General features: G+C 72.5%; 17 protein-coding genes and 1 other RNA gene. 4 read left to right on the top strand and 14 right to left on the bottom strand.

Annotated features, from left to right (window positions below; genetic code table 11):
* Positions 1–62: 62 nt before the first annotated feature.
* The 5 genes from ACZ6C1_RS11020 to ACZ6C1_RS11000 all read right to left on the bottom strand — a co-directional run bounded on the left by ACZ6C1_RS11020 (position 63) and on the right by ACZ6C1_RS11000 (position 7,740).
* On the bottom strand, positions 63–1,394 hold the full coding sequence (locus tag ACZ6C1_RS11020; RefSeq protein ID WP_469239944.1) for a nitrate/nitrite transporter: 1,332 nt from the start codon (positions 1,392–1,394) through the stop codon (positions 63–65).
* A gap of 119 nt (positions 1,395–1,513) precedes the next feature.
* Positions 1,514–2,878 (bottom strand): acyltransferase family protein, encoded by a 1,365-nt coding sequence (locus ACZ6C1_RS11015; protein WP_469240354.1) that lies wholly within the window; start codon positions 2,876–2,878, stop codon positions 1,514–1,516.
* A 380-nt stretch (positions 2,879–3,258) separates the two neighbouring features.
* Positions 3,259–5,382: a bifunctional polysaccharide deacetylase/glycosyltransferase family 2 protein gene (locus ACZ6C1_RS11010; protein WP_469240353.1), complete on the bottom strand. Its 2,124-nt coding sequence runs from the start codon at positions 5,380–5,382 to the stop codon at positions 3,259–3,261.
* Positions 5,383–5,445: 63 nt separating this feature from the next.
* A complete protein-coding gene (locus tag ACZ6C1_RS11005; RefSeq protein WP_469239942.1) occupies positions 5,446–6,618 on the bottom strand; it encodes a hypothetical protein in 1,173 nt (390 codons plus the stop codon).
* A gap of 156 nt (positions 6,619–6,774) precedes the next feature.
* Entirely contained in the window at positions 6,775–7,740 is a 966-nt protein-coding gene (locus ACZ6C1_RS11000; RefSeq protein ID WP_469239940.1) for a LysR family transcriptional regulator, read from the bottom strand.
* 83 nt (positions 7,741–7,823) lie between these two features.
* On the opposite strand from ACZ6C1_RS11000, the gene ACZ6C1_RS10995 reads away from it, so the two are divergent.
* Complete coding sequence (locus tag ACZ6C1_RS10995) at positions 7,824–9,119, top strand: MFS transporter (protein WP_469239938.1); 1,296 nt, start codon at positions 7,824–7,826, stop codon at positions 9,117–9,119.
* A 63-nt stretch (positions 9,120–9,182) separates the two neighbouring features.
* Here the strand turns inward: ACZ6C1_RS10995 and ssrA are convergent.
* The 5 genes from ssrA to ftsE all read right to left on the bottom strand — a co-directional run bounded on the left by ssrA (position 9,183) and on the right by ftsE (position 13,121).
* Positions 9,183–9,553: a transfer-messenger RNA gene (ssrA, locus tag ACZ6C1_RS10990) on the bottom strand.
* Positions 9,554–9,702: 149 nt separating this feature from the next.
* Positions 9,703–10,188, bottom strand: a complete 486-nt coding sequence (gene smpB / locus ACZ6C1_RS10985) for an SsrA-binding protein SmpB (RefSeq protein WP_073750546.1) — start codon at positions 10,186–10,188, stop codon at positions 9,703–9,705.
* Positions 10,189–10,206: 18 nt separating this feature from the next.
* Positions 10,207–11,394, bottom strand: coding sequence for a S41 family peptidase (locus ACZ6C1_RS10980; protein ID WP_469239935.1), 1,188 nt, complete (start codon positions 11,392–11,394; stop codon positions 10,207–10,209).
* Positions 11,395–11,461: 67 nt separating this feature from the next.
* Positions 11,462–12,382 carry a permease-like cell division protein FtsX gene (ftsX, locus tag ACZ6C1_RS10975; protein ID WP_469239933.1) on the bottom strand — a complete coding sequence of 307 codons (921 nt, stop codon included), beginning with the start codon at positions 12,380–12,382 and terminating at the stop codon, positions 11,462–11,464.
* A 49-nt stretch (positions 12,383–12,431) separates the two neighbouring features.
* A complete protein-coding gene (gene ftsE, locus ACZ6C1_RS10970) occupies positions 12,432–13,121 on the bottom strand; it encodes a cell division ATP-binding protein FtsE (protein WP_064072157.1) in 690 nt (229 codons plus the stop codon).
* 281 nt (positions 13,122–13,402) lie between these two features.
* Between ftsE and ACZ6C1_RS10965 the strand changes: the two genes are divergently transcribed.
* The gene (locus ACZ6C1_RS10965; RefSeq protein WP_469239932.1) at positions 13,403–13,597 is read left to right on the top strand and encodes a hypothetical protein; all 195 of its coding nucleotides are present in this window, start codon (positions 13,403–13,405) and stop codon (positions 13,595–13,597) included.
* Positions 13,598–13,684: 87 nt separating this feature from the next.
* Here ACZ6C1_RS10965 and ACZ6C1_RS10960 read toward each other — a convergent pair whose 3' ends face one another.
* From ACZ6C1_RS10960 to ACZ6C1_RS10945, 4 genes are all read right to left on the bottom strand, one after another.
* Positions 13,685–14,662 (bottom strand): hypothetical protein, encoded by a 978-nt coding sequence (locus ACZ6C1_RS10960; protein WP_469239931.1) that lies wholly within the window; start codon positions 14,660–14,662, stop codon positions 13,685–13,687.
* A 381-nt stretch (positions 14,663–15,043) separates the two neighbouring features.
* Complete coding sequence (gene prfB / locus ACZ6C1_RS10955; RefSeq protein WP_469239929.1) at positions 15,044–16,150, bottom strand: peptide chain release factor 2; 1,107 nt, start codon at positions 16,148–16,150, stop codon at positions 15,044–15,046.
* A gap of 105 nt (positions 16,151–16,255) precedes the next feature.
* On the bottom strand, positions 16,256–17,491 hold the full coding sequence (locus ACZ6C1_RS10950) for a serine/threonine-protein kinase (RefSeq protein ID WP_469239927.1): 1,236 nt from the start codon (positions 17,489–17,491) through the stop codon (positions 16,256–16,258).
* A 107-nt stretch (positions 17,492–17,598) separates the two neighbouring features.
* Complete coding sequence (locus ACZ6C1_RS10945) at positions 17,599–19,323, bottom strand: serine/threonine-protein kinase (RefSeq protein WP_469239925.1); 1,725 nt, start codon at positions 19,321–19,323, stop codon at positions 17,599–17,601.
* Between the two features lie 442 nt (positions 19,324–19,765).
* On the opposite strand from ACZ6C1_RS10945, the gene ACZ6C1_RS10940 reads away from it, so the two are divergent.
* Positions 19,766–23,137: an FHA domain-containing protein gene (locus tag ACZ6C1_RS10940; protein ID WP_469240352.1), complete on the top strand. Its 3,372-nt coding sequence runs from the start codon at positions 19,766–19,768 to the stop codon at positions 23,135–23,137.
* A gap of 211 nt (positions 23,138–23,348) precedes the next feature.
* Positions 23,349–24,683: an ABC transporter substrate-binding protein gene (locus ACZ6C1_RS10935; RefSeq protein WP_469239923.1), complete on the top strand. Its 1,335-nt coding sequence runs from the start codon at positions 23,349–23,351 to the stop codon at positions 24,681–24,683.
* The last annotated feature ends 4 nt before the right edge of the window (positions 24,684–24,687 follow it).

Below are 24,687 nucleotides of genomic sequence, written 5' to 3'. Positions count from 1 at the left end.
TCGGTCTCGGTTCACCGGGGTTTCTCCCCCGTTACGTACGGCGTCTCGGAGTGCCACGCTCGTCACACCTCGGAGTAGCTGAGCTGCCGCTTGGCGGGGATCTCGACCGGGCGGCGAAGGTATACCGCCCAGGTGACGGTGAGGCACGCCGCGTAGAAGAGGAGGAAGGCGACGAAGGCGGCGGTGCCGGTGCCGGCGGTCAGGAAGGACTGCCGGAAGGCGAGGTTGATGGCGAGCCCGCCGATCGCGCCGACCGCGCCGATCAGTCCGATCGCCGCCCCGGAGAGCCGGCGTCCGTACGCGTCGGCCGCCTCGCCCTCCAGTCCGGAGGCGTGTGCCTTGGCCTGGAAGATGGCGGGGATCATCTTGAAGGTGGAGCCGTTGCCGAGCCCGCTGAGTACGAACAGGGCGATGAAGCCGACGAGGAAGACGGCGAGCGACTCGATGACGGAGGCGTAGACGACCACCCCGGTCGCGGCGGCCATGGCGACGAAGGTCCACAGCGTGATGCGGGCGCCGCCGTGCTTGTCGGCGAGGGAGCCGCCGAGCGGGCGGATCAGGGAGCCGAGCAGCGGGCCGATGAAGGTGAGGGACGCGGCCTGGAGCGGCGTACGCCCGAACTGGGTCTGGAGGACGAGGCCGAAGGCGAAGCTGTAGCCGATGAACGAGCCGAAGGTGCCGATGTAGAGGAACGCCATGATCCAGGTGTGGGCGTCCTTGACGGCCTCCTTGACGGCGCCGGTGTCGTTCTTCACGGGCACCAGGTTGTCCATGTAGAGCGCGGCGCACACGGCGGCGATCACGATCAGCGGGATGTAGATCCCGAGCACGACCCGCGGCTGGGCCGCGCCCGCCGTACCGATGACGAGCAGGCCGACGAGCTGGACGACGGGGACGCCGATGTTGCCGCCGCCCGCGTTCAGTCCGAGGGCCCAGCCCTTCTTGTGGAGCGGGAAGAAGGCGTTGATGTTCGTCATCGACGAGGCGAAGTTGCCGCCGCCGACGCCGGTGAGCGCGGCGACGAGCAGGAAGGTGGTGTACGACGTGCCGGGCTCCATCACGGCGTACGCGGCGCCCGTGGGCAGCAGGAGCAGCAGCGCGCTGAAGATGGTCCAGTTGCGTCCGCCGAAGCGGGCGACGGCGAAGGTGTAGGGCACCCGGATCAGGGCTCCCACGAGCGTCGCCACCGCGATGAGGGAGAACTTGCCGGCCGGGTCGATGCCGTACTCCGGTCCCATGAACAGGACCATCACGGACCACAGCGTCCAGATGGAGAACCCGATGTGCTCGGAAAGGACGGAGAAGAGGAGGTTGCGCTTGGCGATGCGCTCACCCTTCTCCCGCCAGAAGGTCTCGTCCTCAGGGTCCCACTGCTCGATCCACCGGCCGCTCATCGCGTACCTCCACTGCTGTCAGCCTGAATCCCGTCAGGACCGACGCTAGGGAGGATGCGTTTCAGCCCGGTCATATGACGTGACCGGGCTGAAACCTTGCTCTCACCCGAGGCTCGGGCTCACTGTGAGCGGCGCGCCTTCTTCGGGGCGCCGTTGGGCCAGAGCCTGGGCTTCCGCTTGGCGGCGACGTCCTCCAGCCATCCCACGGCCATGATCATCAGGCCGATGAGCGGGAAGACGACGATCAGCATGAGCACGGTGTACGCGCTCTCCAGATAGCCGGAATACGTCGGCCAGACACCCGGGATCTTCCACAACAGGTCGATGATCGGGATCGTGGCCATGATCAGCAGGTTGTGCCAGAGGTAGATCGTCACGGCCCGGTTGTTGGCGAGGGTCACCAGGGTGTCCCACCCGGCCAGCTTGCCCGGCAGTTCCTTCCAGGACGGCGAGTACTGGAGCAGGATCACGCAGAAGCCGAACGACCAGGTGGCCTGGGCGAGCGGGATGTCGTTGAGGTCCCAGCCGTCGGGGCCGAGGTGACCGGACGCCCACCACAGTCCGAAGGACATGATCAGCGCGGACACGGAGACCGAGATGTACCGGGGGACCTTCTGGAACAGGCCCTCGTTGTGCGCGAAGCCCAGCACCCAGCAGGAGCCGTAGCAGGCGAAGTCGGTGATCGCGTTGCCGGTCTCGCCGGGGATCTTGATCAGGCCGGAGCCGACGATCGCGGTGAGCCCGAGCGGCGCGAGCAGCGTCGCCCACGGCGCCTTGCGGAACGCCCACAGCAGCAGCGGCGAGGCGATCACGAACCACAGGTAGGCACGGATGTACCAGAGGGGACCGGCGGCCTGAACGGCCCAGGTGTCCTCCAGCAGACCGGACTGGCTCCCGCTGTGCCAGGGGAACGGCGGGGCGCCGATCGGGAAGATGTAGGTGGCCAGCTTGGCGAACCACCACAGGCCCTCTTCCTTCAGCGGCTTCCAGCCGAAGTAGAGCATGATCGGTACGACGGTGAGGGAGAACGCCCACATGGGCGGCAGCAGCCGTCGGATACGCCCCCGGATCACGCCCCACGCGGGCCGCGACAGCGAGCGCGCCATCAGCGAACCGGCGAGCGCGAACATCACGCCCATGGACGGGAAGAGGACGGTCAGCCAGGCCCAGCCGAAGATGTGGTAGACGATCACACGGACCAGCGCGATGGCGCGCAGCAGGTCCAGGTAGCGGTCACGTCCGGGCCTCGCGGCCGCCGGAGCGGGGCCGCCCGCCACGGGCGCCTTGTGCCGCGCGCGCGGCACGCCGCCGGTCGTCTCGAGCGCGGTCGTCGTGCCGGTGTCCCCCGGCTCGTCAGGCCGCGCGTCCGGGCCGCCGGAGGGCGGGGCGAGCGGCTCGGCGAACGGGTCGTCGACCAGGCCCGGTCCGGCCCCTCCTGAACGGGCGCCGACGGCGACGCCGTGCGTCACCGGGGCGGCGCCCATGGAGCCGGTGCCGAAGGCATCGGTGCCTGTGCCTGTGCCGTAGGGGTCCGCGCCGTACGGGGCGGGCGCGGTGCCGGTGCCGTACCCGTCAGCGCCGTGGCCCGTCTGCGCGGTGCCGGTGCCGTACGCGTCGGAACCGTGGCCCGCCGGCGCGGTGGCGCCTGTGCCGTACCCGTCCGTGCCGTACGGGCCGGGACCCTGGGCGTGGGCGTCGGGGCGGACTCGGCCCGGACCGCCGAACGCGTCGGCGCCGGAACCGAGCGGGCCCACACCCGGGAAGGGCGCGTCGCCCGGCGTACCGCGGCCGTCGCTGTGAGCGGACGGGGCCGGGGTGCCGAACCAGTCGGAACCGTCGCCCGGCGGGCGGTTCGTAGGGGTCGTCATGCGACAGGACTCCGATCGTCACCGCTGCGCCGCTGGCTCGGTATGGAGCCGGGCGCCTCCACCACACCGGTCCGGCGCAGCTTCTGCCAGCGCAGCCGGCCGCCGGTGAGAGCGGTGATCCAGGACTGGAGCAGCACCACGTACATGAGCTGCCGGTACAGGAGCTGCTGGAGAGGCAGCGATATGAGGTGGACCATGCGCTCGCGGTCGAGCCGGAAGGCGTACGCGGCGCATACGGCCTGGATGGCGAGGACGCCGAGCCAGGCGACGACGGTCTGGCCGGTGGGCCCGAAGATCAGGCCGTACAGCAGGAACACGTCGATGAGCGGGGCCAGCAGCGGGAAGAGCACCATGAACAGCGACACCAGCGGCAGGCCGACCCGGCCGAAGCGACCGGACGGGCCGCGCTCGATGATCGCGCGGCGGTGCTTCCAGATGGCCTGCATCGTGCCGTACGACCAGCGGTAGCGCTGGGACCAGAGCTGCTGAACGGACTCCGGCGCCTCGGTCCAGGCGCGGGCCTTCTCCGCGTAGACCACGCGCCAGCCGTCGCGGTGCATGGCCATGGTGATGTCGGTGTCCTCGGCGAGGGTGTCCTCGCTCATGCCGCCGACCCGGTCCAGGGCGTCGCGGCGGAACGCGCCGACCGCGCCCGGGATGGTGGGCATGCAGCCCAGCAGGTCGTACATACGGCGGTCGAGATTGAAGCCCATCACGTACTCGATGTGCTGCCAGGCCCCGATGAGCGAGTCGCGGTTGCCGACCTTGGCGTTGCCCGCGACCGCGCCGACGCGCGGGTCGCCGAAGGGCTGCACCAGCTCGCGGACGGTGGACGGTTCGAAGACCGTGTCGCCGTCCATCATCACGATGATGTCGTACCGCGCGTGCCGGATGCCGTTGTTGAGCGCCTCGGGCTTGCCGGAGTTGACCTGCCGCACCACGCGGACGTTGGGCAGCCACATGTTCTCGACGATGTCGGCGGTGCCGTCCGTCGAGCCGTCGTCGATGACGATGACCTCGATGGGATGGTCGCTGGCCATCAGCGAGCGCACCGTGTTCTCGATGCACTCCTTCTCGTTGTACGCGGGGACCAGCACCGTCACCGGTTCGGTGACGGGCGCGCCCCAGGTGAACCCGCGCCGGCGCACCTTGCGGGCGTGCGCGAAGGACAGCACGAGCATCAGGCCGAAGCGGGCGATGACGAGGACGCCGATGATGGCGAGACCGCCGACGAGCACGGTGGTGGTGTTCTCGGAGACGGCGACGGCGGTGACCCAGGCCCGGCCCTTCCACAGCTCGAAACCGGTGACCGGGGTGTGGGCGCTGGGCGCGCCGAGGGCCTCGGTGAGGACGGTGAACTCGTACCCGCGCTTCTGCATCTGCGGCAGGAAGCGGTCGAGGGCCTCGACGGTCTGGGAGCGGTCACCACCGGAGTCGTGCATCAGCACGATCGCGCCCTGGGTGCCCTTGGGCGTGGAGCGCTTGATGATCGCGTCGGCGCCTGGGCGCTTCCAGTCCTCGGAGTCGGTGTTGTTGAAGGCGGTGATGTAGCCGCGCTCGCCGATGTACTGGGTGACGGGCCAGGCCTCGTTGTCGAGGGCGCTGGAGAAGGACGAGTACGGCGGGCGGAAGAGCGAGGTGCGCACTCCGGCGGCACCGGCGATCGCCAGCTGGTTCTGGGACAGCTCCCAGTCGATGCGGTTCTTGGTCTGGAAGGACAGGTCGGGGTGGTTGAAGGTGTGCAGGCCGACCTCGTGGCCCTCCTTCACCATCCGCTCGACCAGGTCCGGGTGGCGCGAGGCCATGGTGCCGGTGACGAAGAAGACGCCGTGGGCGTCGTACTCCTTCAGCTTGTCCAGGACGCGCGGCGTCCAGACCGGGTCCGGGCCGTCGTCGAAGGTCAGGACGAGCTTGCGGTCGGGCACGCTCAGCGCCTTGGGGGCGCTCTTGTCGCGCGCGTCGATCACCGGGCCGCCCTTGAGGATGTGCTCGGGCACCTGGTCGTAGGAGACCGGGGGGCGTACGCGGTGGTCGGCGAGGATCTCGCTGTGGACGTAGCCGCGCAGCATCAGCATCGCGAGGAGCGCGACCAGGAAGAGGGACGGCAGCAGATAGCGCATGGGCAGCCTGCGCCGGCGGACACGCTTCTGCTTCTGCGCGCGCCGCCTGCCGGGGGAAGTCATTTACTGTGCGCCTTCCGCGGCCATCTGCTGGCCGCCGCTCTCTCCGACCGGCGGGTCGGTGGGTTCTTCTTCCGTCGGGGGCGTCTCGGGGTCCGTCGGGTCCGGATCCGGCGTCTCGGGCGGAGTGACGGGCGGCGGCTGCTGGGTGGTGCCACCGTCGGTGGGACGGACGGGAGTGGGCCGGTCGACGGGCTTCTCGTCGACGCCGGTGCCTCCGACGGCCCCCTGGCTGGGGGTGGTGTCCGGCGCGGACGACGCGCCCGGGCGGGGGGTGGTGGGCACGCCTTGCGTGCCGCCGTCGACGGGCTGCGGAATGACCGCGCCCGTGGAGTCGGTGGGAGCCGGGGCGCCGGGTACGGCGCCGGGGGTGTCGTCCTTGGGCGCGTCGGTGGTGCTGGGCGCGGGCTCGACCTGGGTGGTCTCGGTCTTCTTCTCGTCGGCGGGGCCGGGTATGAGCAGCCAGGGGGCGGCGGAATTGCCGCCCATCACGGAGACGACGAGGGTGATGGCGTACACCGCGCAGGCGGTGGCGAGCACCCAGCCCAGGCGGCGGAACTTCTTGCTGCGGCGGCCGCTCTCGTCGACGAACACCGGCCCGTCGGAGGGCTCGTGGTCCGCCGGGGCCGACGGCGACGCGGAGGGGCCGGACGGTCCGGGCACGGACGCGCCCGCCGGTATGGCCGTGGTGACGGCGGGGAGCTCGGCGGTCTGGAACTCCGGACCGGCGCCTGCCGCCGGAGTCGGAATGACCGCGGTCGCGCCGCCGGCGTACGGGCCTGCGGTGTCCAGGCCGAGGCTGTCGGCCCGGTAGGCGATGGTCTCGTCCTCGGCGGAGGGGAGAGCACCGTTCTTGTAGCCGTGGCCGTCGCGCTGCTGGGGAAAGCGAGCGGCCACGTCGGCCGCGTACCCGGAGCCGTCGGCGAGGTGTCCGGGAGCGTCGGGCTGGTAGCCGTGATCATCGGCGTGGGGTCCGATGCCGTCCGGCTGGTAGCCGTGACCGTCGGCCTGGTGGCCGGGGGCGGCGGCCTGGCGGGCCTGGCCGTCGGGCTGAAGCCCCGCACCGTCGCCCCGCCGGCCGAACGCGTCGAATTCGCTCAGACTGTCGAGCTGAACGGTGCTGTCGAATGGCTCATTCTGGCGCCCATCCCAGGCACTTTCTCGCCAATTGTCCATTTTTGTACGCACATCCCCCACTGAACGGACCAAGGGTGCGCACACGGACCATCTGGGTACTCGCACCGGACCGGGCCCCCACCCTGTCGGAGCGCCCCCACACACTGCACCCGGACCATGAATGTAGCGCACGCCTGTGACAACAGAGCTTATGGTTCATTCATTCGGGCACATGTGCGTCAAATCACCCTCCGGAAGCCAGGCTCCGGCGGGCTTCTTGAGCCACCCCTCCTCCCCCGCCAACGCGGTCGCCGCCGTACGCAGTGCCTCGACACCCGGGTGTTTCAGTCCCTTGCGCCACACCAGTGACACCGGTGACAGCGGTACCGGGTCGACCAGTGGCCGAAGCACGCTCCCGGGCATGGCCGGAAACTCCACGGTGACCAGGACGGGCGTACGGGTTTTGGACATGACCCGGCGGAACTCCTCGAACCCGATCGCCACCGGCGCCGGCGGGGCCACATGGATGCCGCGCCCCGCGAAGAGCCGCTCCGCCAGGTCCGTCCACTCCCTGGTGCCGGGGTTGCCGGCGCCCGCGTACACCGACTCCCCGGCGAGCGCGCCCAGCTCCACCACGGGCCGGGCGGTCAGCGGGTGGTCCTCCGGCAGCAGCACGCCCAACGGCTCGTACCGCACGGGCTGGGCCGACAGCCGGGCGCGCAGGGAGGGCGCAAGCCCGGCGAACCGCCCGAAGGACACGTCGAGCCGTCCGGCGACGATCTCGGCGGCCGCCCCGGTCAGCCCGCTCTCGTAGCGGGCCATCAGCTCGCACTCGGGGGCCAGTTCACGGGCGCGCGCCAGCACCCGGCCACTGATCAAGCCGTCGGTGTTGAGATCCACCAGCAGGGGCCGCGCCCCGTCGGCGAAGGCGGCGCCCAGCTCGTCGTACGCCGCCAGCACCGCCTGCGCGTACGGCAGCAGCCGCTCCCCGTCCACCGTGAGCGCCACCTGCCGGGTGGTCCGGGTGAACAGCTCGGCGCCCAACTCCCGCTCCAGACGCCGGATGTCCCGGCTGAGTGCCTGCTGGGCGACGTACAGCCGGGCGGCGGCACGGGTGAAGTGCAGCTCGTCGGCCACGGCCACGAAGGCGCGCAGGAGCCGGGGTTCGATGTCATGGGCCACGCGCAGAATTTACAACGAGGATGCGTCAATGGGCCCTCACGAGGTGTTGGACCGGCGGCGCACCCCGAGGCGAGGCTGAACGCATGCCGCAGACCAGGAGCACCCCGCTGCTCGCCCTCACCTCCGAGTCCCTCGTCCTCACCCCCCGCTACCAGGAGCCCCGCGCCCCGCGGCCCGGCCGTGAGCCGCGTGGGGCGCTCGCGTCCTACCGCCGCCTGTTCGCGACGCCGGGCGCCCGGGCCTTCACCGCCGGGAACCTCGTCGCGCGCCTTCCCATGGGGATGTTCAGCGTCAGCGCGGTCATCATGATCGCCGGCGCGTACGGCTCCTACGCCCTGGCCGGCGCCGTCACCGCCACCGGGCTCGCCGCGACCGCGCTGGTGGCACCGTTCACGGCGCGGCTGGTCGACCGGTACGGGCAGGCGCGGGTCGCCGTACCCGCCACGGTGGTGGCCGTGCTCGGGTCGCTGGCCCTGCTGCTGTGCGTGCACCACCACGCGCCCGCCTGGACGCTGTTCGCCGCGTACGCCGCGACCGCGACCACGCCCAACACCGGCGGCATGTCCCGCGCCCGCTGGGCGCACCTCCACCGGGGCGACCCGGCCGCCGTCCACACCGCGAACGCCTTCGAGCAGGCCGTCGACGAACTGTGCTTCATGCTCGGCCCGGTTCTCGCCGCGTTCCTGTGCGCGGCCCTGTTCCCGGAGGCCGGCACCCTGGTCGGGGCGGTCCTGCTGTTCACCGGCGTGCTGGTCTTCGCGGCACAGCGCGCCACCGAGCCGCCCGTCTCGCCGCGCACCGGCCGGGCGCGCACACCCCTCCGTACGCCCGGCATGCCCGCTCTGCTGGTGGTGTTCCTGGCGACGGGCGCCGTCTTCGGGTCGATGGAGGTCGTCACCCTCGCGTACGTGGACGGCCCGGCGGCCGGCGCGCTGCTGGCGCTCCAGGCGGCCGGATCGGGCGCGGCGGGTCTGGTGTACGGGTCGGTGGCGGCCCCCAAGGGCGGCGTGCGGCGCCGGCTGATCGGCTGCCTCGCCGCGATGACCGCCCTGATGTCGCTGCCGCTGCTCGCGGCGACCGGCTCGGGCTCGCTGCTGACGCTGGCGGGTGCCCTGCTGCTCGCGGGCATGGCGACCGCCCCGACCATGGTGACGGGCATGACGCTGGTCCAGCGCCTGACGCCCGCGGCGCAGCTCAACGAGGGCATGACGCTCGCCGTCACCGCCCTGCTCGGCGGCATCGCGGCGGGCTCGGCGACCGGCGGCTGGGCGGTGGAGCACGCGGGCGCCGGCTTCGGCTACACCGTGCCCGTCACGGCGGCGGCCCTCGCCCTCGTCCTGGCGGCGGGTGCGGGTACGACGAAGGCCCGGCTGCCGTGACGGCTGCCGGGCCTTCGCCCACATGGGGTGACGGGTCCGGGGGCATGCCCCCGGAGGTACCGCTCGTGGAGATGGCGGGAATCGAACCCGCGTCCAACGGTGCAGAATCAGGGCTTCTCCGTGTGCAGTCCGCTGCGATTTTCTCGGCCCCGGAGATCACGCGGACAAGTCTCCGACGGGCTCAGTCACTGTTTGATTTCCCTCTACACCCCGTGACCGGGCCTAGAGGTTTAGTTCCCTAGCTGATGCCAGGATCCGGGTCGGGAACAGCCCCGGGCTGACACTTCGCAAGCTCGCTACTTAGGCAGCGAGGGCGAAGGAATCGCGCTTGGTGTTGGCGATTATTTTTTGCGACATATGGTTTACGAGATCATTGCCGCTTCCTCGACACGCTTCCCCTGCTTCGACATCCGCTGTCGAAACCGATCATCCCCATGTTGACTTTTCAAACCCTGCCCCCGAGGGGGCGTGCCCCTTCCGTGAGGGGCAGGTGCCATCGTACGTGACCAACGCCCGACGGTGCCAGCCTATTCCGGGCGGGCCGGGCGCGGGGTGACCCGTCAGGCCCGGTCGGTCCCGGCCGTCAGGCCCGCTCGCGGCGCTTCACCGCCGAGATCACCCGCTCCGCCTCGCGGCGGTCCTGCTTCTCCCGCAGCGTCTGGCGCTTGTCGTACTCCTTCTTGCCCTTCGCCAGCGCGATCTCGACCTTCGCCCGGCCGTCCTTGAAGTACAGCGACAGGGGCACGATGGTGTGACCCGTCTCCTGGGACTTGGACTCCAGCTTGTCGATCTCGTACCGGTGCATCAGCAGCTTCCGCTTGCGGCGGGCGCTGTGGTTGGTCCACGTCCCCTGTGCGTACTCCGGTACGTGGACGTTGTGCAGCCAGGCTTCGTTGCCGTCGATCTGGACGAACCCGTCCACCAGCGAGGCCCGCCCCTGGCGCAGCGACTTCACCTCGGTACCGGTCAGCACCAGCCCGCACTCGTAGGTGTCGATGATGGTGTAGTCGTGCCGCGCCTTCTTGTTCTGCGCGATCAGTTTGCGCCCTGTGTTCTTTTCCTTGGCCATAGTGCCGCCATTTTCGCACTAAGAGGCGCCCCCGAGGCCACTCAATACCGTCCGCGCCCGCTCCTCGGCACGGTCCGCGGCCACCAGGTCGGGGGTGATGCCCCGGCCGTCGACGCTGTGCCCCGCCGGGGTGCGGTAGTGGCCGACGGTCAGCTCGGCGACCGACCCGCCGGGCAGCCGGCTCGGCATCTGCACCGAGCCCTTGCCGAACGTCCTGCTACCGACGGTCACCGCGCGGCCACGGTCCTTCAGGGCCCCGGCGAGCAGCTCGGCCGCGCTCATGGTGCCGCCGTCGACCAGTGCCACCAGGGGCCTGCCGGTGTCGCCGCCGGACTGCGCGTACAGCGCCCGTTCCCTGCCGTGCACGTCGTACGTGGCGACCAGGCCGCCGTCGAGGAACGCGGAGGCCGCCGTGACCGCCTCGGTGACCAGGCCGCCGCCGTTGCCCCGCAGGTCGAGCAGGACCCCGGCCTCCTTGGGCGCGCCCAGGACCGCGTCCCGTACGCGCTTGCCGGTGCCCTTGGTGAACGCCGCGACGCGGATCCTCAACGCGCCGTCGTCCAGCCGCTGCACGGTCACGTCCTCGGTGGCGAGGCTGGCGCGCCGCAGCGTCTCGCTCCACGCGCGCGTGCCGCGCTGCACCCCGACGGCGACCGTCGAGCCGGGCGGGGCACCCTCGCCGCGGAGCAGTGCGACGACCTCGGCGGCGGAGCGGCCGTCCACGGGGCGGCCGTCGACGGTGCGGATCAGGTCGCCGGCCCTCACGCCCGCCCGGTCCGCCGGTCCGCCGCCCTGGACACGGGCGACCTCGATCCGGCCGTCGGCGGTGCGGCGGGCGGACAGGCCGACCCCGGTGTACCGCCCGTCGAGGGCCTGCTCGAACTCCTCGTACTCGCGCCGGTCGTAGACGGCGCCCCAGCGGTCGCCGCTGCGGCTGACGACCTCCTGGGCCGCCTTGGCGCCGGACTTGCCGTCCGCCATGGCCTCGGCCGCCGCGCGGGCCAGTTCCCGCCGGTCGACCTCGCCACGTCCGGCACCGGCGACGGGGGCGGCCCGGGAGACGGACCGCTCGGGCGGGCTCTGCCCGTCCTGGGGGAGGCAGTTGGTCACCGCGGCGGTGACGAGGACGGAGGCGAAGACGAAAGTCAGGGCCGCCCCGCGGCTGCGAAGCCCGCGGGGCCGGGTACAGAACTCGGGGCCCAGCATGGCGCCCACTCTAGGACAAGGAAATGGCGCCGTACGGTTGTTGACCGTACGGCGCCAGGGGCAATCGTCACACCTTCAGGTACTTGCGCAGCGCGATGGCGGCCGCAAGGGAGGGCATCAACAGACCGATGACCACGACGAGCGGCAGCACCGTTATCACCGCGTCCCAGCCGATGAAGTTGACCAGCGGCATGCTCTCGGCGAGGTTGAGCCCCGCGTCGATCATGAAGTACCGGCCGACCAGCAGCATCCCGCAGGCGACGACACCGCCCAGCAGACCCGCGACCGCGGCCTCCATGATGAACGGCATCTGGATGTAGAAGCTGGACGCGCCGACCAGCCGCATGATGCCCGTCTCACGGCGCCGGCTGAAGGCCGAGACGCGCACCGTGTTGACGATCAGCATCAGCGCGATCACCAGCATCAGCGCCATGACGCACAGGGCGGCGACGTTCATGCCCCGCATCATCTGGAACAGGTTCTCCAGCGTCTGGCGCTGGTCCTGCACGGAGTGCACACCGGCCCGCCCCGCGAACGCGGTCGCCACGACCTTGTACTTCTCCGGGTCCTTCAGCTTGACCCGGTACGACTCCTGCATCTGGTCGGGCGTGATGATGCTGGCGATGGCCGTGTCGCCGTACTGCTCCTTGTAGTGCTTGTACGCCTCGTCCGCCGTCTCGTGGTGGACCTTCTCCACGATGTTGTCCAGCTTCTTGAGGTCGGCCTCGATCTCCTTCTTCTGCTGGGCGGTGACCGCGCCCTTGTTGCACGTTCCGCCGGCGGCGGCGTCGTTCTTGTTGCAGAGGTAGATCGTGACGTTGACCTTGTCGTACCAGAAGTCCTTCATCACGCTGACCTGCTCGCGCATGAGCAGCGCACCGCCGAAGAGGGCGAGTGACAGAGCCACGGAGACGATGACGGCGAAGGTCATCGTGAGATTGCGACGGAGGCCGACACCGATCTCCGACAGTACGAACTGGGCGCGCATCGCGTGCGTTCAGCCTTTCCTTGCTGCGGGGTGCTGCGGGTGCTGCTGCTCAGTGCTGGTAGCCGTAGACGCCGCGCGCCTGGTCGCGTACGAGACGGCCCTTCTCCAGCTCGATGACCCGCTTGCGCATCTGGTCGACGATGTTCTGGTCGTGCGTCGCCATGATGACGGTGGTGCCGGTGCGGTTGATCCGGTCCAGCAGCTTCATGATGCCGACGGAGGTCTGCGGGTCCAGGTTGCCGGTCGGCTCGTCGGCGATCAGCAGCATGGGGCGGTTGACGAACGCGCGGGCGATGGCGACCCGCTGCTGCTCACCACCGGACAGCTCGCCGGGCATCCGGTCCTCCTTGCCGCCGAGGCCGACGAGGTCGAGGACCTGCGGGACGGCCTTGCGGATCTCACCGCGCGGCTTGCCGATGACCTCCTGCGCGAACGCCACGTTCTGCGCGACGGTCTTGTTGGGCAGCAGGCGGAAGTCCTGGAAGACGGTGCCGAGCTGGCGGCGCATGTGCGGCACCTTCCAGTTGGACAGCCGGGCCAGGTCCTTGCCCAGAACGTGCACCGTGCCGTGGCTGGCGCGCTCCTCGCGCAGGACCAGCCGCAGGAAGGTGGACTTTCCGGAGCCGGAGGATCCCACCAGGAAGACGAACTCGCCCTTCTCGATCTCGAGGGAGACGTCCCTGAGCGCGGGGCGGTTCTGCTTCGGGTAGGTCTTGGAGACGTTGTCGAATCGGATCACGGGTGCACCACGGTCGGCAGGGAGTATAGGTGTGCGTGACCATACGCGACTGGGGATGCCGCGTGCAGTCACCGTCCTGCCTTGCACCTTTTGTCCGGGTGAGGTAGAAGCCCGAACCGGGGGGAATCCGACGGGGCGCGCCTAAACTCTGCGGAGCTGGCACAGTGGTAGGGGGGAACGGATGCGTTTCCCCGAGCGTTGTGCGGAGAGAACTGTGTGCACGGTCCGCGTCAGTGCACGGTCCGCGTCTGCGGCTCCGCCGCGCGGGAGGAGGAGAGCGCATGACCTATGACCGATTGGTGTGCGCCAACTGCGCGGCGCCCGTCAGCGAGGGCCGGTGCCCCGTCTGCCGGGCGAACCGGGAGCGCCTCCAGCAGGAGGGCCCCTTCGGTGGACTGAGCCCGGTCGCTCTGCTGACGCTTCTGGTGATCCTGGTTGCGGCGGTGGCCCTGCTGGCGGCTCACCAGACCGCGTAGAGGCTTCGCCGTACGCACCCCGTACGCGCGGAAGGGCCCGGGCGGCCGATCATGGCCCGCCCGGGCCCTTCCGTCGCTCCACGGCCCTTACGCGGCCGTACGGCCACCGCCCACGAGGCGCGGCAGCATACGGAAGCCGATGCCGCCGGCGATCATCGTCGCGGCACCGATGAGCAGGAACGAGGTCTCGGCGGCGCCCGTCTCGGCGAGCTCCTCCTTGGCCTCACCCTGCTCGACCGGCTTCGAGCCGGCGGAGTCGGTGTCGGTGTTGTCGGCGCACTCGGCACCGTCGAGGTCGACGGTGCAGGTGCCGGCGTCGTCGCCGCCGGTCGCGGAGCCGGACGTGCCGGTGCCACCGGTCGAGCCGCCCTGGTCGCCGCCGCCGGTCGTGCCACCGTTGCCGCCGGTGGTGCCGCCGTTGCCGCCCGTGGCGCCGTTGTTGCCGCCCGTGGCGCCGTTGTTGCCACCGTTACCGCCGGTGGTGCCGCCGTTGCCGCCGGTGGCGCCGTTGTTGCCACCGTTACCGCCGCCCGTGGTGCCCGGGTCGCCGGTCGTCGCACCGGTGGTGCCCGGGTTGCCCGTCGTGGCACCGGTGGTGCCCGGGTCGCCCGTGGTCGCACCGGTGGTGCCGGGGTCACCCGTGGTGGCACCGGTGGTGCCCGGGTCGCCGGTCGTCGCACCGGTGGTGCCGGGGTCGCCCGTGGTGGCACCGGTGGTGCCCGGGTCACCCGTCGTGGCACCGGTGGTGCCCGGGTCGCCGGTCGTCGCACCGGTGGTGCCGGGGTCACCCGTGGTGGCACCGGTGGTGCCCGGGTCACCCGTGGTCGCACCGGTCGTGCCCGGGTCGCCGGTCGTCGCACCGGTGGTCTGGCCGACGGTGTCGTTGCCGCCCACGGCGCCGACCTCCAGGCCGGACTCGTCGGCCTCGGCCTGGACGCCGATACCGGCGACGTTGACGTCGATGCCGACCGCCGAGGCGGCGCCCGCCGCGGTCAGGGACGCTCCGGCCGCGATCACCGCGCCGGCTGCGATCCGCGCCACGCGGACCCGCGTCTTCTTGGTCATCTGCCTGCTACCCCCAGTAGCTGATTCGTCGGTGGAGCAGCGCTCGGGGCAGCGGACGCTAGGGGTCGTACTCAGTTGCCCCCGATCACACGCGCCCCAGTCATGCGCATGCCGCGCGTCAGCTTTCCCACTTTTCGTATAAGCGTCAAGGCGGTTGCGCGTGCGATGCCCGAAATGATCACACTTGCCTGGGCTGCAACGATGCAACTGTGACGCAAAAGGCGAACACCGGCCAGCCATAGGCCAGTTTCCTTGTCGACAAAGCGAGGTGAAGCCCAACGGCCTGCTTGCGCCAGCGAATTGCGCCCGCACACAGGAACGGCGCCGGACCACCCGCTCGACGGGCCGCCCGGCGCCGAAAGGCCCGGTGAATTCGGGGGGTTACTTCTCCTGCTGCTTCCGCCAGCGGATGCCCGCCTCGAGGAAGCCGTCGATCTCGCCGTCCAGGACGGACTGCGGGTTGCCGACCTCGAACTCCGTACGGAGGTCCTTCACCATCTGGTACGGGTGCAGGACGTACGAACGCATCTGGTTGCCCCAGGAGTTGCCGCCGTCGCCCTTGAGGGCGTCCATCTTGGCCTGCTCCTCCTGGCGGCGGCGCTCCAGCAGCTTCGCCTGGAGGACGTTCATCGCGCTCGCCTTGTTCTGGATCTGGGAGCGCTCGTTCTGGCAGGAGACCACGATGCCGGTCGGGATGTGCGTGATGCGCACGGCCGAGTCGGTGGTGTTGACGCCCTGCCCGCCCGGGCCTGAGGCACGGTAGACGTCGATGCGCAGCTCCGACTCGTCGATCTCGACGTGGTCGGACGACTCGACGACCGGCAGCACCTCGACGCCCGCGAAGGACGTCTGGCGGCGGCCCTGGTTGTCGAACGGGGAGATACGCACCAGGCGGTGCGTGCCCTGCTCGACCGAGAGCGTGCCGTAGGCGTACGGGGCCTTGACGACGAAGGTGGTCGACTTGATGCCGGCCTCCTCCGCGTACGACGTCTCGTAGACCTCCGTCGAGTACCCGTGCCGCTCGGCCCAGCGCAGGTACATGCGCTGGAGGCGCTCGGCGAAGTCGGAGGCGTCCACGCCGCCGGCCTCCGCGCGGATGTTGACCAGCGCCTCGCGCTCGTCGTACTCGCCGGAGAGGAGGGTGCGGACCTCCATCTCGTCGAGCGCCTTGCGGACGGAGACGAGCTCCGCCTCGGCCTCGGCGAGGGTGTCCGCGTCGTCCATCTCCTCGGCCAGCTCGAAGAGGACGGCGAGGTCGTCGATCCGGCTGCGCAGCGCCTCGGTCTTGCGGACCTCGGCCTGGAGGTGCGAAAGCTTGCTCGTGATCTTCTGCGCCGCATCCGGGTCGTCCCACAGGGACGGGGCCGCGGCCTGCTCCTCGAGCACGGCGATGTCTGCCCTCAGCCTGTCGAGGTCCAGGACGGCCTCGATCGACCCCATGGTCGAGGAGAGGGACTTCAGCTCTTCGGATACATCGACGACTGCCACGACACCAGCGTAACGGCTGCGCGCGACACCCCGGGCCCCAGGCGGGGCGAGGGCCTCTCTCCAGGATCGGGCCGGACCGGGGAGCGTGCCCGCCGAGGCGGTGTCCTAGGGCTGGGACGGGGCCGACTGCTTGGAGTCCTGGGGCGGGGCTCCCGGGTCGTCCTCGCTGGTCGCCACGTAGCCGCCCACCCCGGCCGCGGTCACCAGGGCGAGGGCGGCGATACCCAGGGTGAGGCGGCGCTTGCGGACGGCTTCGGACTTGTGGCGGGCGGAGCCGGGACGGCGGCCGCCGGCCGGGCGGGGGGCGCGGGCGGTGCCGTGGGGGCCGCCGGAGAGCTCGTCGGGGGCCGGGACGCGCATCGAGGTGTGGGTGTCCCGGTTGGAGTCGGTGGAGGAGCCCGGCACCAGCGGGACGGCGCCCCGGCGCGGGGCGTTCGGGATCGTCGGGTACGGGTCCTCCTCGTACGGCTCCGAGGCGGGCTCGGCGTCCGGCTCGTCCACGTCGAGCGGCGGCATGCCCGCGACGAGCGGCAGGAGGTCGTGGAGGCGGGCGGCGAGCTCGGAGGCACGCAGCCGGGACGCGGGGGCCTTCGCCAGGCACTGGACGATCAGCTGCCACAGCTCGTCCGGGATGCCGGGGAGCGGGACGACGGTCTCGGTGACGTGGCGGCGCAGTACGGCGCCGGGGTGGCCGCCGCCGAAGGGCGTGAAGCCCGCCAGCAGCTCGTACAGCACGGTCGCCAGGGCGTAGATGTCGACGGACGCCCGGGGCGGGAGGCCCTCGACGATCTCGGGGGCCACGTAGTCCGGCGTGCCGATGACGCGGGTGGACTTGGTGCGGCCGGGGGTGTCGATCAGCTTGGCGACGCCGAAGTCGGTGAGGAGGGCGGGGTGGGCGCCGCCGGGACCGAGCGGGCCCTCCATGTCGAGGAGGATGTTCTCCGGCTTGACGTCGCGGTGGACGACCCCGGCGGCATGGGCGGCGGCCAGGGCCTCGGCGACGTCCGCGACGATCGAGACGGCCGCCGCGGGGGCGAGCCTGCGCTCGCGGTCCAGCCGGGTGCGCAGGTCGGTGCCGCGGACCAGGTCCATGACGAGGGCGAGGTCGTTGCCGTCGACGACGAGGTCGCGGACGGCCACCACGCGCGCGTGGTCCAGCCCGAGCAGGGCGGTGCGCTCCTGGACGAAGCGTCCGACGAGTTCCTGGTCGGAGGCCAGGTCCTCGCGCAACAGCTTGATGGCGACGGGGCCCTCCGGGCCCTCGCCGAGCCACACCGTTCCGGCACTGCCCCGCCCCAGGATCTGGTGGGCCGTGTACCGGCTGCCGATCTTCCGTGCCAAGACTGCTCCCTCAGCGGCTGGCGTTCCCGACAAAGTTACGCGGGCTCGGCCGCCGGTATTCACCTCCGGGGGGAAATCACCCCCCGGAAGTCGACAAATCGACAGGGTTACTGCCCGGAGGGTGTGTTGCCGGTGGAGGAACCGGAGCTGTCGCCGATCCGCGAGACCCAGTCGGAGACCGCCGACACACCGTCGCTGATGGCCTGCCAGTAGCTCTTGCCCTCGGCGATCCAGCTCTGGAGCGGGGTGAGCTCCCAGATGAGCCAGCCCGCCACGATGAACAGCACGATCGTGAACAGGCAGCCCTTCAGGCAGCCGAGGCCCGGGATGCGCATCGGGTTGGCGCTGCGCTGCCGGGGCGGCCGGGGCTCACGCGGCGGACGCGGGGCCGGCTGCTGCGGCTGCTGCGGCTGGTGGTGCTGCGGAGCGTGGTGCTGGGGCTGGTGGTGCTGGGGCGCGTACTGCTGCGGCGGGGGCGGCGGCGGCGCGTACTGCTGACGCTGCGGCGGTCGCTGCTGCTGGCGCTGGTGCTGCGGGGGGTACGGCTGCTGCGGCGGGCGCTGCTGGTGCTGGGGCGGCTGCTGGTGCTGGGGCGGCTGCTGGGGCGCCTGGCGCTGCGGGCGGCGGCGCAGGGGGTCCTGGCTCGGGTCGAGGTACTGGACCTGCGTCTGCTCGTTGCGGTCCCGGGCGGCGCGCAGCTGGCTCTGCCACGGGTGCGGCTCCTCGGGCTGCGGCTGCCCGTCGGGCCTCGGGGGCACCGGCGGCATGACCGCGGTCGGGTCGGCGGCTCCCTGACCGTGGCCCCCGGCGCCGCTGGTGGGCATCACGCTGGTGGGGGCGGCCGGGTCGTACTGGCCCGCGTTGCTCGGCAGGACCTGGGTCGGGTCGGCGGCGCCCGGCGTTTCCGGGACCGGCGCCGGCGCCGGGTCGGGGGCGAGCAGGGCGCCCACGCCCTCGGCCGCCTCGATCTGGGCGGGCGTGGCGTGCACGCCGATGCCCGAGGCGACGACACGCAGGCCGCGGGCCAGGTTCTCGGCGCTGGGACGGCGCTCGGGGTCCTTGCTGAGGCAGCGCTCTATGACGGTCCACAGCGGGCCCGGCACGGTCGAGGGGCGGCGGGGCTCCTCGCTCAGGTGGCGGTGCAGGACCTCCAGCGCGGTGCCGCCGGCGAACGGCGGGCGGCCGGTGACCAGCTCGTACAGCAGGATGCCCGCGCCGTAGATGTCCACGGCGGAGGTCTGCGGGCGGCCCTCGGCGGACTCGGGCGCCACGTAGGCGGGCGTGCCGACGAATTCGTGCGTACGGGTGAGGCTCGGGCTGTCCGCGAGACGCGCGATGCCGAAGTCGGTGAGCATCGGGTGCATCTGGCCGTCGCGCTCCGCGAGGAGCACATTGGCGGGCTTCAGGTCGCGGTGGACGACGCCGTCGGCGTGGCTCGCGGCGAGCGCGTCGGCGATCTGCGCGGTCAGGAGGGCGGCCGCGACCGGGCTGAGCGGGCCGTTCTCCCGGATGTAACGGTGCAGGTCCGGGCCGTCGACCAGGTCCATGACCAGGGCGAGGAGGTCCCCCTCGACGACGAGGTCGCGGGTGCGGACGATGTTCGGGTGAGTCAGGCGGAGGAGGACGGAGCGCTCCCGGAGGAAGCGCATCACCACATCCGCGTCGTTCGCGAGCTCCTCCTTGAGGACCTTGATCGCGACGGTCTCGCCGGGCTGACCGGGTACGGCCGCCTCGGCGCCCGCGGTCTCTCGCTGGCGGGCTCGCCAGACGGTGCCCGTGGCGCCGCGCCCGAGCGGCTCCTCGAGCAGGTACTTGCTGCCTACCGGCCGCACGTCATGCGCTCCCTGCGATCGTGGTCCTTGCCTGTCCGAGCCCCCCTCTCGGGTCCGCCCGGGTGTCCGACCCACTGTAGTGCCGGACGGTGCCGGACCGGCGGGTCGTCTTCCGGTCCCGTTCGACCCTGCAAGACGCGTGCGAACCGGACACGGTTGCCAGGGTGACACGACTCGCACCGCGGCACACGGTTCCAAGGTGGGCGCAAGCTGGCGTTTTCGCGAGCGGGAATGATCAATCAAGATCATTTATGTCTGGGTCGGCGACGCGTTGTCAGTCCCAGGTGGGAGGATGCCTCCCAGCACGGCGCATCGCGGGGTCGGGAGCCTCGTGGTCCGTGCCGACCTGACCGGACGACGCGTCCGTGGCGGGTGGGGGGAGATCGAGACGGGCCATTCCTCCGCTGCCGGGCGCGCCGCGCAGAAGGGACCGCTGACGGCGATGCAGATCCGGCTGACCGTCCTCGCGGCGCCGACCGGCGGCCAGGCCGCGGGACGCGCCTGTGACGTGCTTGTCACCGCCCCGGCCGGGACCGTGCTGGCCGCCGTCGCCTCCGGGCTGGCGGCCGCCGTGTCGGGCGCCGACTCCTCGGGTGCCGTCGTGCTGTACGCGGGCGGGGAGCGGCTGGACGTACAGCGCCGTGTCCTGGGCGAGCCCCCGCTGGTGGACGGCGCCGTGCTCTCGCTCCAGGTGCCGGGCGAGGACCACGCGGCCCCGGACGGCCTCCCGGCGCGGCTGCACGTGGTGGCCGGGCCGGACGCGGGAGGGGTCCATCTGCTGCACCCCGGCCAGATCCGCATCGGCCGCTCCGCCGACGCCGACGTACCGCTCGACGACCCCGACGTGTCCCGCCTGCACTGCGCGGTGACCGTCACCGACGGCGGCCGGGTCACGGTCGCCGACCTGGGCTCCACCAACGGCACCACCCTGGACGGCGCCGAGGTCGGCACCCGTCCGGTCCGCCTGCCCCCGGGCGCGCTGCTGCGGCTGGGCGAGTCGTCGCTGCGGCTGACGGCGGGCCCGCCCGCGGTGGACGGCGCCCCGCTGCCGACCGTGCCCGACGGCGAGGGTCACCTGCGGGTGTCCCGTGCGGGCGGGGCGCCGGGGGCCCGGCCCGGCTCGGCCGGCCGCGTCCCGGTGCCGGGACCCCTCGCCTCCGGCGACGCCGCGCCGTCCCACCAGGGCCCCGGTGCGGCCGCCTCCGGCACGGTCGCCGACGGGCCGGGCGGCTCGGGAGCCGGAGCGGAGACGGGGGCCGGGCCCGGCGGTGCCGGTGCGGCAGCCGCAGTAGGCGGTTCCGGCGCGGTGACGGGGCCCGGCGGTTCGGGGGCCGGGCGCGGGGAGCCGGGCACGGAAGTCGCGCGCGGCGGTGCCGGTGCGGGGGCCGGGGGCGGTGCCGGGGGCGCCGAACGCCGGATCGCGCGCGGCGGTGCCGGGGGCGGGGGCGCCGAACGGGGCCGGGGCCACGACGTGCCGGTGACCCCCGCGCGGGGCACCCCCACGGGCGGACCGGAAGCCACCCCCGCGGGCCCCGCGCGCAAGCGGGGCATAGGGGCCTGGGCGCGGCGGCTCGCGGGCGGGCGGGGCGACGAGACGGCGCACGCGCCGGAGGGGACCGCCCCCGGGGCCCTCGCGGGCGGAACCATCCATGAGACCTGGCCCGACCCCGCCGCCGTGCTGCTCACCGCGCTCGGCCCGGGACCGCGCCTGTGGGAGCGGGGACCCGGACACCCGGAGGCGCTGGCCGTCCGGCTCGGCACCACCGACCGGGCCGACCTGGCCGCCGTGCCCGTCACGGTGGGGCTCCGCGAGGCCGGGTCGCTCGCCCTCGCCGGGCCGCGCGCACGGCTCCTCGGCCTGACCCGCTCCGTCGTGGCCCAGCTGGCCGCTCTCCACGCGCCCACCGACCTGGAGATCGTGCTGATCAGCGGCGCGAACCGGAAGCGCGACTGGAGCTGGCTCGGCTGGCTCCCGCACGTGCGCCCCGCGCATGGCCAGGACTGCCGCCTCCTCCTCGCGTACGACCGGGAGCAGGCCGCCGCCCGGACCGCCGAGCTCACCCGGCGGCTGGACGACGGGCCGCTCGGGCCCGGCTGGGCGAGCGCCGACCGCAAGGCCGTGGCGGAGGCCGCCGAGCGGCACGGCGCGGCGTACGGGACGTACACCGTCGTGATCGTCGACGGAGACCCCGGCTCCGCCGCACTGCGTGAGACGACCGCGCGGCTCGCCGGGGCGGGCGCGGCGGCCGGCATCCACCTCATCTGTCTGGCCGAGACCCCGGCCGCCTCACCGCTGTCCCCGGTCATGGAGACGTACGAGACGGCGTGCGCCGCGTCGCTGGCGTTCCGCGAGTGCGGAGCCGCCGCGCTGCTGTCCGGCGACGTGGCGACCGCGCTGCGCCTGATGCGTACGGCCGGCGGGCAGCCGGCCGGTCACGGCACCGTGGGCACGGTCGACGCGGTGTCGGCCGCTTGGGCCGAGCGGTTCGCGCGGGCACTCGCCCCGCTGCGCGCCGACCGCGACGAGGCCGGTGAAGCGCCGGGGGGTGTCCCGGGCGCCGCGCCCCGCGCCACCGCCGTGCCGCTGCCACCGTCCTCCCGGCTGCTGGACGAGCTGGGGCTGGCCCGGGCGACACCCGCGTCCCTGATGGCCCGCTGGGCCTCGGCCCCGGACGGCACCGCCGTGCTGGGCACCGGCCCTCGCGGGCCCCTGGCCGTGGACCTCACCACGGAGGGCCCCCACCTGCTGATCGAGGGCCCGGCCGGCAGCGGCCGCACCGAGCTGCTGCGCTCCGTCGCCGCGTCCCTGGCGGCCGCGTCCCGCCCCGACCGGCTGGGCCTGCTGCTCGTGGACGGCGCGGGCGGCGGACGCGGCGAGGGTCTCGCGCCCTGCACCGAACTGCCGCACGCCACCGAGCACCTGGTGGCCTCCGACCCGGTGCGGATGCGGGAGTTCGCCCAGGCGCTCGGGGCGGAACTGAAGCGCCGCGCCGAGCTGCTGGGCCGCCAGGAGTTCACCGAGTGGCACACCCAGCGGGAAGTCGCGAACCGCATGATCGCCCCGCGCCGCCCCACCGACCAGACGCGCCCCGCCGACCAGACCCGCCCCGCCGACCAGACGCGCTCCACGGACCGGAGCAACCCCGCCGACCCCCGCCGAACCACGGACCGGACCCGCCCCGCGGAACCTGCCGGCCCACCCACCGATCCCGACACGCCGCCCACCGGGACGCTGCGGCTGCGTCCCGCCGCCCGGACCGCCAAGGACGAGGTGCCACCTCCGCTGCCGCGCCTGGTCGTCCTGGTCGACGACTACGACGCGCTGGTCGCCCCCGCGCTCGGCAGCCCCGGCCGTCCCGCCGCCGGGTCGGTCGTGCGGGCTTTGGAGGCCGTGGCCCGGGACGGCCACCGCCTGGGCGTGCACCTGGTGGTGACGTCCGCCCGCCCGGACCGCACGGCCGACACGGAGCTGGCCCACCAGGCCCGGCTGCGGGTGGTGCTGGACGCCCCGCCGGTCTCCCCCGGGCCGGACGTCCCGTCGCCGGGGCGTGGCCGGCTGGGGCACCCGGACGGCCGGGTGACGCCGTTCCAGGGCGGCCGGGTCACCGGGCGCATCCCCCGTACGGCGACGCAGCGGCCCACGGTGGTGCCACTGGAGTGGGAGCGGATGGGCGATCCGCCGGCCCGCCGCCCGGTGCGGGAGCTGGGCAACGGGCCGACGGACCTGGCGCTGCTGGCGAGCGCCCTGGAGCGGGCGGCCCGCTCGGTCGACGCGGCGCCGCTGCCTCCGCTCGTGCCGACACCGCACGGGTGACAGCGGCCTGACGGCACGTCACGACCCCATCACGATCCCCGACTTGACACGGAAGGCGGTATTGCGGCCCCCGTACCGCGGGCGTAGACCTGACGGACGGGACGCGTACGCGCACGGAAGAGACGGGGCAGTGATGCGCACAACTCTTCGGACACGCAGGACACCAGGGATACGCCGGATACCCCGGACGCACCGGACACGCGGGGCCGCCATGGCGCTGGCGGCCGTCTGCGCCCTCACCCTCGCCGGCTGCGGTGACGGCGACGGCGGCAAGGGCGGCTCGGAGCCGGACAAGGCCACCGCGTCCGACGCGGCGACCGTGCGGCTGCCGAAGCTGGACGGCCAGAAGGTCCAGGTCGTCGCGGTGTGGACGGGCCCGGAACAGCAGGCGTTCACCAAGGTCCTCGACGAGTTCGAGAAGCGCACCGGGGCGGAGGTCGCCTACGTACCGACGCAGGACGCGATGCTGAACTACATCGGTACGAAGATCGCGGGCGGTGCCCCGCCGGACGTCGCCATGCTCCAGCAGGTCGGCGCGCTCCAGCAGGCCGTGGAGCGGGGGTGGGCCAAGCCGGCCGGTGCCGAGGCCAAGGCACAGCTCGCCAAGAACTACTCCCAGGGCTGGCAGGACCTCGGGGCGGTGAAGGGCACCCAGTACGGCGTGTACTTCAAGGCCGCCAACAAGTCGCTGATCTGGTACAACACCGCGGCCTTCGAGAACGCGGGGGTGTCCGAGCCGAAGACCTGGAAGGAACTGCTCACCACCGCCGAGACGATCTCCGCCTCCGGCGTGACGCCCTTCTCGGTCGGCGGCGCGGACGGCTGGACGCTGACGGACTGGTTCGAGAACATCTACCTCTCCCAGGCCGGGCCGGAGAAGTATGACCGGCTGGCCAAGCACGAGATCCCGTGGACCGACCCGTCCGTGAAGCAGGCCCTCACCACCCTCGCCGAACTCTTCGGCAAGCCGAACCTGATCGCGGGCGGCGCGGCGGGGGCGCTGCAGACGGAGTTCCCGGCGTCCGTGACGCAGACGTTCACCGGCGGTGACGCGCCCAAGGCCGCGATGGTGTTCGAGGGCGACTTCGTCTCCATCAACATCGCCCAGACCGAGGCGAAGATCGGTACGGACGCGAAGGCGTTCCCGTTCCCGGCGGTGGGTTCCGAGCCGCCCGTGGTGACCGGCGGCGACGTGGCGGTCGCGCTGACCGGCAAGCCCGCCACCCAGGCGCTGCTGACGTTCCTCGCCTCGCCCGACGCGGCACGGATCTGGGCGGCCGAGGGCGGCTTCATCTCCCCCAACAAGTCGATGGACCCGGCGGCGTACCCGAACGACGTCCAGCGCGACATCGGCAAGGCCCTCATCGCGGCGGGGGACGACTTCCGCTTCGACATGTCGGACCAGATGCCGCAGTCGTTCGGCGGGACGCCCGGCAAGGGCGAGTGGAAGGCACTCCAGGACTTCCTGAAGAACCCGAAGGACATCGCGGGGACGCAGGCGAGGCTGGAGGCCGACGCGGCCAAGGCGTACCAGGGCAAGAGCTGACGCC

It is taken from the genome of Streptomyces sp. NPDC041796, from assembly GCF_055590785.1.
This window is presented reverse-complemented; position numbering and strand designations above follow the sequence as displayed.

Bases quoted from the DNA above. Each gene is read 5' to 3' on its own strand.
- ACZ6C1_RS10995 (WP_469239938.1), top strand. From the start codon at position 7,824: ATGCCGCAGACCAGGAGCACCCCGCTGCTCGCCCTCACCTCCGAGTCC.
- ACZ6C1_RS10940 (WP_469240352.1), top strand. From the start codon at position 19,766: ATGCAGATCCGGCTGACCGTCCTCGCGGCGCCGACCGGCGGCCAGGCC.
- ACZ6C1_RS11020 (WP_469239944.1), bottom strand. From the start codon at position 1,394: ATGAGCGGCCGGTGGATCGAGCAGTGGGACCCTGAGGACGAGACCTTC.
- smpB (WP_073750546.1), bottom strand. From the start codon at position 10,188: ATGGCCAAGGAAAAGAACACAGGGCGCAAACTGATCGCGCAGAACAAG.
- ACZ6C1_RS11015 (WP_469240354.1), bottom strand. From the start codon at position 2,878: ATGGGCGCCGCCCCGGTGACGCACGGCGTCGCCGTCGGCGCCCGTTCA.
- ACZ6C1_RS10935 (WP_469239923.1), top strand. From the start codon at position 23,349: ATGGCGCTGGCGGCCGTCTGCGCCCTCACCCTCGCCGGCTGCGGTGAC.
- ftsX (WP_469239933.1), bottom strand. From the start codon at position 12,382: ATGCGCGCCCAGTTCGTACTGTCGGAGATCGGTGTCGGCCTCCGTCGC.
- ACZ6C1_RS10960 (WP_469239931.1), bottom strand. From the start codon at position 14,662: ATGACCAAGAAGACGCGGGTCCGCGTGGCGCGGATCGCAGCCGGCGCG.
- ACZ6C1_RS11010 (WP_469240353.1), bottom strand. From the start codon at position 5,382: ATGCGCTATCTGCTGCCGTCCCTCTTCCTGGTCGCGCTCCTCGCGATG.
- ACZ6C1_RS10980 (WP_469239935.1), bottom strand. From the start codon at position 11,394: ATGCTGGGCCCCGAGTTCTGTACCCGGCCCCGCGGGCTTCGCAGCCGC.
- ACZ6C1_RS11005 (WP_469239942.1), bottom strand. From the start codon at position 6,618: ATGGACAATTGGCGAGAAAGTGCCTGGGATGGGCGCCAGAATGAGCCA.
- ACZ6C1_RS10965 (WP_469239932.1), top strand. From the start codon at position 13,403: ATGACCTATGACCGATTGGTGTGCGCCAACTGCGCGGCGCCCGTCAGC.